Source organism: Winogradskyella sp. KYW1333 (assembly GCF_003335675.1).
Lineage (GTDB): Bacteria > Bacteroidota > Bacteroidia > Flavobacteriales > Flavobacteriaceae > Winogradskyella.
This window is the reverse complement of the sequence record NZ_QPHL01000008.1, coordinates 72,024-85,283: the sequence shown is the minus strand read 5'-3', so window position 1 is coordinate 85,283 and position 13,260 is coordinate 72,024. Positions and strand designations below refer to the sequence as shown.

The following is a 13,260-nucleotide window of genomic DNA, read 5'->3' as shown; positions in this document are numbered from 1 at the left end:
AACCTCTGCCCAAGTCCCTGAGAAGATGAGCTATCAAGCAGTGGTTAGAGATGCATCAGGAGCCTTAGTAAGTGAACAACTTGTCGGTATTGAAATAGAAATATTGTACTCGCAATATGGAGGAACAGCATATATTGAAACACATTTTGTAAATACTAACGCAAACGGGTTAGTCACTTTAGAGATAGGCACAGGTGGCACAGGAAATGTTTTTAATGACTTCTCTGCTATTCAATGGGATACTATTGATGGAATTTGGATATATACTAAAATAGACCCATTAGGTGGAGTAAATTACACGATAACAAACATTAGCCAGTTATTAAGTGTTCCATATGCATTGTATGCAAAAAATAGTGCAACAACACCTAATTTAGAAGCGGTACTGGCTGAAAACAATTCAGCCAACAACCAACAGATAAAAGACTTACAAGACCCGACAGATGCTCAGGATGCAGTGACAAAAAATTATACTTATTCCAAAGCAGAGGTCGATGCACTTTTAGCTAATCTACAAAGTCAGATAGATGATTTGGAATCTGACAATAGTTCAGGCACAGTAACAGACCAAGACGGCAACACATACGATTATCTCACCTACGGAGACCAAGTTTGGACGGTTGAAAATGCAACAATGGTAACCTATAGAGATGGCACCCCGATACCACAAGTTACAAATAATAACGAATGGGCAAACTTAACTACAGGTGCTTGGTCGTATTATAATAATGACCCAACAAAGCCAAGACTTTATAACTTGTATGCTGTTATGGGTATTCATGACAATGACCCAAATACACCATACAAAGAATTTGCACCAGAGGGCTGGCATGTGCCCACAGATGCTGAGTGGACAACCTTAGAAAACCACCTTATAGCCAATGGCTATAATTATGACGGTACTACCACAGAAAACAAAATAGCTAAGGCGATGGCATCGACTACAGGCTGGGATAATTCAACAATTACAGGAGTACCAGGCAACGACCAAAGTTTAAACAACAGCAGCGGCTTTAACGCCTTCCCTGAGGGTAAGCGTTACAGCAATGGTTCGTTCGACAGTGAGGGTATCATTGCGTTCTTTTGGAGTTCCACTGAGTACAATACAAATTACGCTTGGAACCGCAACTTGAGCGCCAATTTCAGTATCTTTTACAGGTTCAACTCCTACTTCGTGCACTACGGCTTTTCAGTGCGTTTTGTTAGGGATTAAAAATCTTGACTAAAATAAAATATTTATGAAAATTAAAAATCAAGGTTTTAAGTCTGTACAACCTCTATATATGTTTCTCGCTATTTTAATAGTACTTAGTGTGGTATGTAATTTTTTGTTAGCTAACGAGGGGAGTATTAGGTCTAGTAAAGGTCATATTTTGGTTATTACAATGATGTTTATCCCTACCATATCATATGTTATCACTAAAGTTATATTTAAAAATAAAGTTGATAATATTCGCTTTAAGATAAAGCGCTTGACTTATGCCTTACAAGCTTATACCTTACCTTTTATCTATGTGACCGTTGCATATTTTATTGTATGGCTATGTGGTTTTTATAATGATACTTTTGGCTGGTTACTTCTCTTATCGGGAATCCTAGCAACCTTAATAAACGTGTTGGTGGTCATTGGAGAAGAAATAGGCTGGCGTGGTTTTTTATTGAATGAATTATCTAAAAGAATTTCCCCTTTGAAAGCTGCAATAATTGTAGGTTTTATTTGGTCTACTTGGCATATTCCAGGATTAATTTTTACCGATTACTCCTCAACATCTAATTTGTTGATAGGTATTCCTTCTTTTATAATTTCACTGACCATGTTGAGCATACCGATGGCTTTCTACGTATTTAAATCAAAAAGTATAATTCCTGCAATATTAATGCATGCCAGTCATAATGCCCTTATTCAAACCCTATATGAACCCATGTCAGTACAAACACCTTATAGTGATTTATTAAAAGATGAAACAGGTTTAATATTCATGCTTGTAAGTGTAACCGTTGGAGTGTATTTTGGGTTTAAACTTAAAGAAATTAACATTAAAAATTTAGTATCATGAAACAAGCTATAATTTATCTAGCAGCTCATTTATTTTTTATCAATATGTTATGTGCTCAAAGTGAAACTTTAATAGTTTTTAGACATGCTGATGATTTCAATTCATTTGACGACTGGAATATTGGCCCATATAGCTATACACTGCCAGATAATTCTTCAGTTGAATTACCATGGATACGTCTAAACGTGGCAGGTTTAGAAAGAGCTGATTTAATAGGTCAAAACTTTGCTACTTGGCTCAGTAACGATTTAAATGCCCTTCCTTTAGGCCATGTCATAACGCGAGATCCTGTATCTACAGAAAGTACACAAAACCCATTTTCAACCATTTGGCCAACCATTGATCAAAGTGTCAATACATACGTGACAGATTTACCAGTATCTGTGACTTTGTTTAATGATTTAAATACCATTTTAGATGATATTGATAATAATGGAACGAGTGCATTATTCCCCGAACAGAATTATTCTACACTCGTATGTATGACCTGGCAAAATTTATGGGGTTTTGACAATAATGGTACTGATACCTTTGATCCAGGTTTATTTTTAGGAAGTATAGCACCTACAACGTCATTCATTGATAATCTTGGAAAACCATCAAAAGCAGAGCGTATGTATGTGTTTAAAAATTTTAACAACACCAACAATCGTTTTGACAGTTTATCAGTTTATGATATTCAAGACAATGGTACATTATCATTTGTTGGGAGTGACAACACATTAAGTAATGAGGACTTATCAGAAAACTCGCAATTAACAATTACCTATCCCAACCCTACAACAGATGTGGTTGTATTGGCATTAACAGATGCGAATTTAGTTGGTATGAGCTATGCCATGTATGATTTGCAAGGCAAAGTGGTTGCAAAAGGCTTAGTCACCCAAAATAACACACAAATAGGGATGCAACAATTGGCCCTTGGCACATACATCCTTAAAGTAAACCAAAACAATAAAGCATTAAAAACATTTAAAATCATTAAAAAATGAAAAAGCTATACACATTTTTAGCAGCAATATTGTTAACTGCAACTACCTCTGCCCAAGTCCCTGAGAAGATGAGCTATCAAGCGGTTGTAAGAGACACTGGTGATAATTTAATTAGCAACCAACCTGTAGGAATGCAAATAAGTATTTTACAAGGGTCTGCTTCTGGTACAGCTGTTTATGAGGAAACACAAACACCTACTACCAATACTAACGGATTGGTTAGTTTAGAAATTGGTTCAGGAACTGTAGTAAGTGGAGATTTTACAACTATTGATTGGGCGAACGACACCTATTTTATAAAAACAGAGACCGACCCCACAGGAGGAACCAGTTACACTATAACAGGGACTAGCCAGTTGTTGAGTGTACCTTATGCTTTGCATGCCAAAACTGTAACAAAACCAATATACAATGTAAACACTTTTTACGCAGAGTTAGGTGGTTACGTTATGGAAATTAATTCAGATGGTTCTCACGGTTTGGTGGTTGCAATGCAAGACCAAGGATCTTCAAATTGGTATGAAGCTAATGACTTATCAAGCAATCCCTCTAATCACGATATTGACGGTGCTAAATTTAAAGATTGGAGGCTGCCTACCAAAAGAGAATTAAACCTTATGTATGTTGTTTATACTAATGGAAATGGAGCAAACTTATTACCTACTTACTACTGGAGTTCTTCGGAGAGCGATGTATATGTCGCGTGGGAGCAGTATTTTAACAATGGTAATCAGAGCCTCGTCAATACGCTCGCCACGAACAATGTTCGTGTAGTTCGGGCTTTTTAATTATTTATAAATTTAATTTAATACCGCGTTAGCGGTCTATTTTATTTTTTAAATATGGCATTACAGACAGAGCTGAATAATTATTTATTCAAACTTATCTCTTTCTAGTTTTCCAAAATTATCTTTGGGATTGAGCCACGGATTATTCTTCGAGATAATATACTTTTTATTCCCCTTTTTTTCTGTTGTCAGAGGAACTTGTATAATTTTATTTAATATGAGATTTTTAAGATATCGTATCACTTATTATATTTTTTATTTATTGTAAATTAAATCAAAAAATTATTCCCTAAAATAAAATTTATTTTAGGGAATAATGCCGTGGAGGAGAAGGGAGTGAAGTCGAACTTTTTTGGAGAGGATTTGGATGTTTTTAATTAATTCTTTTAATTTTAATAATTCCATATCATCTGCTTCTCCTCTAAACTCTTTTGGAACCACAAAGGTTATCTGCTTGTCATAATATTCTGTATCAAGCCAAACATTAGGACTATCATCTACAATATGAATAGAGTTGTACGTTTTAGCCCATTCAGATTTAAACATTTTGTAATATGTGTTGTTTTTTTGTTTGCAGTCTTGTCTTGTTAAAATTTTTAATGCATGAATGCCTAGATCATTACAAATACGATTTGCATAGTCTTTCTTAGCTGTTGTATATACAATAATATGCGTGTAAAAATGATTTAAAAAGTCTATAAATTCTTCTACAAATGGTCGTTTATAAACTTTTAAATATTGGCTGTGCTCAAATAATAATTCTGTCTTTTCAGTTGGGGCATAAGAGCCGTATATCAGTGTGTGGTCTAAATCAAGTAAACAAAGTTTATTTCTTCCCAAAATTATGTTTTGTACGGTTTTATGTATTGATAGTTAATTTGTGTTGTTGGTATTATATCTGTTCCTTGAAGAGGTTCTAAACTTTCGGCAAGAGCAATACCATTCAAGTAATTAGTAGTTCCATAAACACTTTTTGATAGGTGCATAATAGAATTTTTAACAAAAGTTTTTGGTGTATGCCTATGATTTTGCTTGTTTACCTCTTTGATGATCTTAAAACGCCTTGGAATTTCTCTATAGACAGTCATTAGGCTTTCATTAAGTTCAACAAACATTTTAAAGTAAACACGAAAAAGAAATAACAAATCATTTTCGTCATTTTTTGAGTATTTAAAAGTATAATTTCCTTTATTTGGGATGTCTGTAAAGTAATTTTGGTATACCTGCAACAATCTATCTGGCGGTAAATTATAGGCGTCTCTTCTTTTATTTCTATACAGTAATGGCTGTTTACTTTTTACTAAATCTACGAGTTCTTTTTGTATATTTTCAAATACATTCATGGTCTAGTGTTTCTAAATATTTATATATGATGACCATTGAGAGTGTACGCAATTTAATACTAGATAACAGTTGTTTTAAAACCTCTTTTTGTGATAGTGATTCTATGGTGTAAAGCGATGATATATCGCTCATAAAACTACTTGTATTAGGCGCAGCCAACCCTTTACTATCATATAAGTTTAGTTGAGTGCTTAACGCAGCGTATTGTTTTTTTAATTTTTCACTTTTTTTTAAAATAAGGGCTATTATTTGACTTAAAGTATCAAGTGCTTTGAAACCTTTATCACCATATTGGTTAATCATTGAAATTATATCAGCCATGGCTCTGTTACCAGACCATTTAATAGCTGGTGATGTCATTTGCCCAATAGATATTTTTTGCCCAAAAACAAATAAATCTGCACGGTCCTCTATATTTGATTCATAGATTTGATTAACTATAGCACTAATCATTTTATTTTCTTTTAATGAATGCATTATTACAGAGCCCTGATTACTTTCAAGAGCCTTTTGTAAAGCTCTAAAGAAATTTAAATAATTAGAATTTTTTACTAACGTTTGATTGGCGTGCTGTATTGTGCCATTTTGATGATATAGATGGTGAGAATATTGAAAACCAATGTTAGTCTTTAAATTGTAATTATTAGTGTCTGATGAATTTTGTAACCAAACTTTAAAGTAGACAAAGTTTAGGGGAAATACCAAACTTTCACGATCTAATAATGTACTATCTGGTGTATAGCTCATAGGCTTGTTATCTCTTCTAAATGCTCATATATCATAACCATAGCTAGGGTATCTAGCTCGCAATATTTTAACAATCCTATTTCTAATTTTGTACGCTCATCTTCTGTCATATCTGTGTATTGGCTAAGCCCGTATGCGGTAAGTGCAGCACCTCCGTTATTAATCTCATCAATATCACTTTTTCTCTCTACTTCTACATCCCAATCTTCAAATGGTTTGTCTAAGTTTTTGTATGGGTCTACCACCTCATTATCTTCCATTTTTAACCAAACATAGTTTGGGGAGAAGTTCTTGGAAGACATATTAATATCAGAGATTTTACGACTATATTTTTCTCTAATAAAAGAGGATGTTTTAAAAATTGCAGGCAGAACCTCTTTAATGGAATTACTGCCTTTAGTGTATGGGTTATAGTAATAGGCCTTTATGACTTCACATAAATCTACCATACCCCGGCTTGGCCTCCAAAGTTCTCCTTTGTAATCTTTTGCAGATGGTGGTGTTGTTAAGGATTTGATAAAGCTAATGAGCTGGTGTTTGTCTGGCTCATTTGAATTTTCTAACTGTCTTTTTACTTGATTTAGTGTTGAATTTTCATAGGGAGAATATTGAAATACCGTGCCCTTATTTTGACTCAGTGCCTTTTGTAGTGCTCTTACAAACTTAAAATTTGGGAATTCACCAGGTACTAAATTGATATACTCATTGGCATGCTCTACCATACCTCCCTTTTCATTTACAACATGATGCGAGAATTGAAAAACAACTTTTTCATAGGGAGCTTGCCCACTATGAAATGGCAAGGCCACAGTTGAAGCTTCAAAATCAATAAAATTTAAAGGATACTCCCATGAATCTATCTCTTGTTTAAGTTTCTCTTTTAAAAATTCAAAAGGTTTACCTGTATTGCTTATGGCCATTTCCTTTTGCAATTTTTGCCGCTCGTAGAGGCTCCAGCCATTAAGAACTTGTTTGGATTCACTTTTGGGCATTAATTGTATATCATCTACATCCTCTAATTTTAAAACCCCTAATTCATTAAAAAACTTGAGTTTTGTTGGGTGTAACCTGGAAATTTCAAAAACAGTAGGGTCTTTAAAATCTTCCTCTTTCATTCCCAAATGCTTGCTAAAGCACTCATTATATCCAGACTTTTTATCTTTTGAGCTGGTGTCTGTTTTAAACTCACATTTTTTACAAGCAGCAAAATCTAAATCAAAACCAAAATAACGATCTTCTTGATAGGCTTTAGACAGCATCTTGATGGTCTCCTGGAAGTTATACTCATTTAAAATTCGGTGTTCTCCAGTTTCTATCTTTTTTATAATTGGGGTTACATCTTTTAATGACAAAACAGAATCTTGAGGCAAATTAAGAGTAGAAATATCATTTTCTATAATTTCAACTCCAGTTCTATTGCTACTATTTTTTTTAATACGAAACGTTTGGTTTAATGCATCAGTAGCAGCCTTTTTATCTTGGTCTGCAAGCATCAAAAAGGGAGTCACCTTAAAGGAGGGTTTTGCTTTTTCGATAACATATTTCTGAAAAGCAACATCAAACAGGTAGTAGTTCCAGTTGGAGTTATAGGAAACATCTTTCTTTTTGTGATTTTCTATGAAGGACTTTGCTTTGACTTCTATAAGGTTAATTTGATTCCCTTTTTTTTCAAGAATATCTACCCGTATAAAGAGGTTTTTATACCTAAAGGCTGCTTCAAAAATGACTATATTTTCTTGCAACAGCAATGAATTTGTCTGAGCTACTTTTGCATTGTAATCATAATCCTCACCTTTTACATCATCAATTAATTTACCATTTGGGTAATGTAATCGTGCTAGTTCCTCTACCTGGAAGCCTCCAGATGCTAGAGCTTGCAAAAAAGGGTCATTTTGCTTTTGATTGGCATATTGTTCTTTTTTAGTGTAGTATAATTTGTTTGGGCATTCTAAACCCAATTTGTAGCGTGATTTTGTTAAGTATCTCATATATTATTTTTTACAAGACAAACATAAATGCCTAGCATGACAAATTATGTCAACTTCTTATCTTTCTATTCAGAATGGAGCTACATAAGTAAAATATTTTATGAAGGGACTGAATTGAAATTTGAACCTTTAGAAACAGATCAAAAAAACATGAGAAATTTAAATTAATTAACTTATGATTATAATAAGAGCAACTATTTATGTAATTTACTATTTAAACAATTAAATCAAATATTTTATGTACAATGAAGAAGTAAATCAGGCAAAAAAAACACTAAAAAAAATGGTTATTATGTAGACCATTTATACAATATAGATGAATTTAGGAGTGAATTATCTGAAGGTAAATTATTGAGTGACGAAGAACTTTACAGATTAGTTGAACAGACATTTATTAATATTGATCATATAATATGGGATGAAATTAAGGATCAAATTGAAATTCATTTTGATGAATAAAAAATTGTTTAAGTCAATTGTTTTAATAATTGGACCTGTAGAAACAGATCAAAAAAACAAACATGAGAAATTTAAGTTAATTAATTAAAAATTTTGTTTTTATATCTCTTAAATCATAAGAAAGATTTAAACTAAATGTATAATAATATTTCATAATTGCGGCATTTTAATTACTCTATCCCAAACCTTTGACACCGTTTTTGCTCATAATTAATGCATAGGCATTTTCAATATCAAATGGTGGCAAATCTGGATCTACAACCTCGTCCTCTTCTATATCATTAAAGTAATATTTTCCTTTATGTTTTAAACGATTTAAAATAAACCATTTGCCAGTACTATCTTTTTCATAAAAACCTATAACATAACTTCCATCATACAGGCCTAATATTTTTTTCATACCCTTATGGTTTTCTATTGTGGTATCTACCATGATAGCTGTAAAAATTGTAAATAATATAATGCCCACAAAACAAAATAATATAAAACATAAAGCTATTAATCCGGTATCATAATTTTTTAATTCAGAAAATATATTTCCCGTAATAATATTAATTAGATTTTTTAAAGTTGAATAAGAATCATTAAAATACCCTGGATATACATCGCTATATAAGTTCTTTAGTTGTGTTGTAATTATAAATAAAAAGCAAATGATTATAAAAAACACTTTTAAAGATTGATTTAACAATCTATAAATTTGATTAAATAATATGGGCGAGATAAAAACTAAAAAGTGTAAACTGTAAAATGAAAATATTAAAAAAGTGATTAGTTTCAAATCAATAATTAAAAACTCTTGAAATGGTAGACCAAGAGTTAGAAGTAAAATCAGAAATTCAACAAAATCAAAATCTGCAATGGTGCCACTTTTAATTAATTTTATATCATTGCTGTTATGCTGTTTTTCAATTATATCATACTCATACAAACGGTTATATAAAAACCTTAAAAATTCATTAAAAATTATAAATAGTATTATTCCATAAAGAAGGTCATTGTGATAATAAACCAGTATTAATGCAAAACATATTTTTAAAACAGAAACATAATTAAATCCAAATTCTTTTAAATTAAGATTTAAAAATTGCCAAAAAACTTTTTTACCTCTAAAGAAGGCAACTATTTGAACCAACACAACTAATGATAAAAATATGAAGCCAGACCAATGTCCAAGGTCAGTAAAAAGGTGCAAAAAACTAAAAAAAGCAATTATTATTTGAGTGAAGATAATTCTCAAATATGTATTTGTTTTAGATATATTATCAAATTGGTAATACTTTTCCCAGGTCATATTTTCTTCTATAAATTAAACATTTTTTAGTTCATTTTTTGCAGGAGGCAAAATCCATGAATCCTTTAAATATTTTGTTAATATTTCTTTACTTGGTTGAAAACCACTTCACTTAAAAAAAATACTACATCTTGAATAAGTGATTTTTAAGGCTGATTTTATTAATTTTTACCTATTTTTCAAATAAAATATTTGCTAATCTTTTAGCTTCTTCAAAATTTTCGGTTTCATTTTTATTTTTCCAATTACTATTATCATTTAAAAAGTAGAAATTATGAAAAGCAAACAAAGCTCTTTCAACTTTAGTTGGATTTTTCTCTTTAAACTCTGCTTCTGCTTTATGAATAAAACTTTTTATAATTTGTGTGTAACTATAATCTTTTAAAAGCAAATCAATTGTATTGTACCCTAGTGCTCCAGCTATTTTTGAATCAATAATTATTAATGGGTTATAACTATTTACACTCCAAAAGTAAGAATGTTTAGAGGCATATGATGGACCTATACCTCTAATACTATTAAACATTTTAATACTACTTGTTTTACCTTCTTTTGCGAGTTTAATTCCATCTAAATATTTTTGAAAAGTATTTTTATTCATTTCAAGTTCTTCTCTTGGACTTTCTTTCCCATTTGTTTTTGAATAAAACATTCTTCCTGATGGACCACCCCAGGAATAAATTAAATCGACAACCTGTAAAATCGTTTGTTTAGATAGTTTATTGCTTTTCGTCAATTTATAAATTTCTGCTGTACAAGAATTAATATCATTATCAAATTTGATATACTCTCTTAAATTCTTATTCGTATATACTTTACCTCTCCCAACAGTATCATTCCAATTTGAAAGCCAGAAGTCATAATCTATTTTTGGTAATTTCATTTTATTTGTATTCAATTTTTAATGGTGCAACTAATAATGAAATCAATTATAAAGCTATCTTTCCTCAGCTTAAAATTTCTTAATTGCAACCATCGGATTTAATCAAACATCAAACTAATACCGGCATCTTTAGATAGATTCCAATTCCCTAAGTTTTGTTTGAAAGCTTTAGCCTCTTTAAACATACTTTCCATATTACTTGCATCCCAATTCCCAATGTCTTGGTTAAATGACTCAGCAAAACAAAACATTCTTTTCATATTAACACTAATTACATCCTAATTTCCGATGTCTTGGTTGAAAGCGTCAGCCTTACTGAACAGAAAATTCATATCCGTAACTTCTTCAGATGTGTCCCATTTGGATATATGACCATATTTAGATTCTGCTAACTTTTCCTCATTAATCCATTCATTTACTGCTTGTCTTACTGTTTCGTTGTTAAAATTTACTTTATTCATAATATTATTTAAATTAAATTCCAATTCGCCTAGGTGCAAGATTATTCCATTCCTTAGTAAATTCAGGTCTTTCTATAATTCCTATAACCTGGATTTTTGTTACCGGAAGTCTTCTAACTCTTTCGAATTTTCTGACATCTTCATAATTAACTTTCACCTTAACTATTTTATGTGAAAAAGTTCCACTTTCACCTTTATTCATTTCATCACCAGTTAAGATTGGCTCAACATAAAAATTCTCACGCCATATATCTCTATTATGAAATCTGAAATTAATAGTTTGATTGACTTCATAATCTTCATGAAAATTAGGAAAAAAGTAAGCATAAAAAAAACTATCATAAGTCTCATAATAATGTGAATTAAAGATGATTTGTTTTATAATTTTTACTGATTTATAAAACCAATTACCAGTATTAACTTTAATTCTATATTGTTTTCGAAGGTCTTTATTAATGTTGTAATGAGAAGTGATTTTTTTCCAAAAAAGATTTTCTAAAGATTTTTTATCAGGTAATTTTGAGCCCCTTGAAGATTTCCCTATATGATTGGATATTTGTGTCTGAAACTCTAATACCAGTTCATCAGATAAAAATTTATTATCTGCAAATGAATTAAAATCAAAATTATCAAGATTCTTATAAATAAAATCTTTATTAAATTTTTGATTATAATAAATCCAATGTTGATTGTACTGCCCAATTTTCTTAATTAATAGGTTAATCACATCTTGTCCTAAAATCTGATATTTTGCTGCGGAAATTAACATATCTTCATTCCAATCTGTTCTTTCAAAAATTTTTAAAATTAAATCTTCTTTAAACTTATTGTTGCTTAAAATGTTTATCCAATTTTGGGTATTTTGATTAATATTTTCAAAACATAATTCTACAATTCTTGGGGTGATTTTTTGTATTGAACTGATAGATTGCCAATTTAGGTTTGACTTATTATCAATTATAAAATCTTCATTCAATTTTTGGTAGGCTGATATCTCTTCCCAATCTATTCTTTCTATGAATTCTTTTAAAAATTTAACTGTAAAATCTTGATATCGCGAAAGCAACTTCCAATTAAGTTTATTATCATATTTAATTATAAAATCTTCTGATAAATAATTTTTTGAAATTTCATCCCAAAAATCATTTGAAATTTGATTTTCACCTAATTGACTAATTATCTCTTCTAAATAATAATTATTCAGATTCTGGACAGTAATAATTCTACGCAAAATGAAGTCATCTTGATGAAAATCTTTCAGTAATTGATCAATTATGGAACCTGTGAGAAGTTGGTAGTTAATCAAATGTAATTTAAAAAAATTATCCCACCCTTTTAAAATTAAATTTTCATCAAGGAGACAATTTTTAACTAATACATCAAAATCAAATTTTAATAAATTCTTTTCAATAAAGTTGTATTCAAAATTATAGTGACATCTTATCCTTGACCAATTGATTTTATCGGAATATTCTTTAATAATTTCCGATGTTAAATTAATATTCTCTGATATTTTGTCCCATTCATATTTGTCGAAACTATCTATTTCATAATATTTAGTCTTAAGCTGCGCATTAAACTTTTTAACCTCCATGTATTTAGAATTAAGTTATTTCTAAGACAATTTTTAGTGAATTTATGAAAAGATATGTCAAAAAATTATAATTCATTATTTGCAAGTGGCAAAGTTCCCGTATATTTTAGATATTTTGTTAACATTTCTTTTTCTAAAAGTTCAGGTGTATAATCGTTATGATTCGCAGAAATTAAAAAACAATGAATTGTTAATTTAGAATATTCAATTGTTTCTCTGTATGCATCGGGTTCATATTTACGCCTGCCTTGTTCTTTTAATTTATACTTAGGTCCATACTTAAATGAAAAATAATTTTCCCCATCTCTTTCATCCTCACAAAATCTGTAGGGTGTCCATCTTGATTTTCTTTTATCAAATGTGCCTGAATTAAAAACTATATCGTTTTTTTTATTTCTTTTAAATTTACCTGTCATGCCAATATATAGTAAATCATCGATTGAGCCAAAAGCACTTTTCCAAACTAAATAAACTCCACTCGCGTTAGGCCATTTTATCTTCTCTGTCTTACAACGAATTTCTTCAAAATTATTATCAATCTCAAACTCTTTAATCAATTTACTATAAAAATTCATAAACGTGTTTTCCATAATTTATCTTTTTATGATTTAATTACAAAATAAGACACCAAGTGTGACAAATTATGTCAATAC

General features: G+C 30.5%; 12 protein-coding genes and 1 pseudogene. 4 read left to right on the top strand and 9 right to left on the bottom strand.

Going from position 1 to position 13,260, the window contains the following annotated elements:
* From DUZ96_RS00685 to DUZ96_RS00670, 4 genes are all read left to right on the top strand, one after another.
* The coding region (locus DUZ96_RS00685; RefSeq protein ID WP_114299428.1) for a fibrobacter succinogenes major paralogous domain-containing protein at positions 1–1,213 on the top strand (1,213 nt) is incomplete at its 5' end.
* A gap of 25 nt (positions 1,214–1,238) precedes the next feature.
* Positions 1,239–2,057 (top strand): CPBP family intramembrane glutamic endopeptidase, encoded by an 819-nt coding sequence (locus DUZ96_RS00680; RefSeq protein WP_114299424.1) that lies wholly within the window; start codon positions 1,239–1,241, stop codon positions 2,055–2,057.
* The gene (locus tag DUZ96_RS00675; protein WP_114299423.1) at positions 2,054–3,049 is read left to right on the top strand and encodes a T9SS type A sorting domain-containing protein; all 996 of its coding nucleotides are present in this window, start codon (positions 2,054–2,056) and stop codon (positions 3,047–3,049) included. The genes DUZ96_RS00680 and DUZ96_RS00675 overlap by 4 nt, the downstream gene beginning before the upstream one ends.
* Positions 3,046–3,837, top strand: coding sequence for a DUF1566 domain-containing protein (locus tag DUZ96_RS00670; RefSeq protein WP_114299422.1), 792 nt, complete (start codon positions 3,046–3,048; stop codon positions 3,835–3,837). Before DUZ96_RS00675 ends, DUZ96_RS00670 begins: the two co-directional genes overlap by 4 nt.
* Before the next feature lie 306 nt (positions 3,838–4,143).
* Here the strand turns inward: DUZ96_RS00670 and DUZ96_RS00665 are convergent, their stop codons facing one another.
* From DUZ96_RS00665 to DUZ96_RS00620, 9 genes and pseudogenes are all read right to left on the bottom strand, one after another.
* On the bottom strand, positions 4,144–4,677 hold the full coding sequence (locus DUZ96_RS00665) for an HAD family hydrolase (protein ID WP_181855204.1): 534 nt from the start codon (positions 4,675–4,677) through the stop codon (positions 4,144–4,146).
* 2 nt (positions 4,678–4,679) lie between these two features.
* A complete protein-coding gene (locus DUZ96_RS00660; RefSeq protein ID WP_114299420.1) occupies positions 4,680–5,180 on the bottom strand; it encodes a hypothetical protein in 501 nt (166 codons plus the stop codon).
* Positions 5,167–5,928: a hypothetical protein gene (locus DUZ96_RS00655; protein ID WP_114299419.1), complete on the bottom strand. Its 762-nt coding sequence runs from the start codon at positions 5,926–5,928 to the stop codon at positions 5,167–5,169. The genes DUZ96_RS00660 and DUZ96_RS00655 overlap by 14 nt, the downstream gene beginning before the upstream one ends.
* Complete coding sequence (locus DUZ96_RS00650; RefSeq protein WP_114299418.1) at positions 5,925–7,916, bottom strand: DUF2779 domain-containing protein; 1,992 nt, start codon at positions 7,914–7,916, stop codon at positions 5,925–5,927. Before DUZ96_RS00650 ends, DUZ96_RS00655 begins: the two co-directional genes overlap by 4 nt.
* A gap of 634 nt (positions 7,917–8,550) precedes the next feature.
* Positions 8,551–8,775, bottom strand: a complete 225-nt coding sequence (locus DUZ96_RS12825) for a hypothetical protein (protein ID WP_147267040.1) — start codon at positions 8,773–8,775, stop codon at positions 8,551–8,553.
* A gap of 1,066 nt (positions 8,776–9,841) precedes the next feature.
* The gene (locus DUZ96_RS00640; RefSeq protein ID WP_114299416.1) at positions 9,842–10,552 is read right to left on the bottom strand and encodes a hypothetical protein; all 711 of its coding nucleotides are present in this window, start codon (positions 10,550–10,552) and stop codon (positions 9,842–9,844) included.
* Positions 10,553–10,650: 98 nt separating this feature from the next.
* Positions 10,651–11,013: pseudogene (locus tag DUZ96_RS13005) on the bottom strand (BspA family leucine-rich repeat surface protein).
* Between the two features lie 13 nt (positions 11,014–11,026).
* Complete coding sequence (locus DUZ96_RS00625) at positions 11,027–12,607, bottom strand: hypothetical protein (protein WP_114299413.1); 1,581 nt, start codon at positions 12,605–12,607, stop codon at positions 11,027–11,029.
* A gap of 65 nt (positions 12,608–12,672) precedes the next feature.
* Positions 12,673–13,197 carry a hypothetical protein gene (locus tag DUZ96_RS00620; protein WP_114299412.1) on the bottom strand — a complete coding sequence of 175 codons (525 nt, stop codon included), beginning with the start codon at positions 13,195–13,197 and terminating at the stop codon, positions 12,673–12,675.
* Positions 13,198–13,260: the final 63 nt, after the last annotated feature.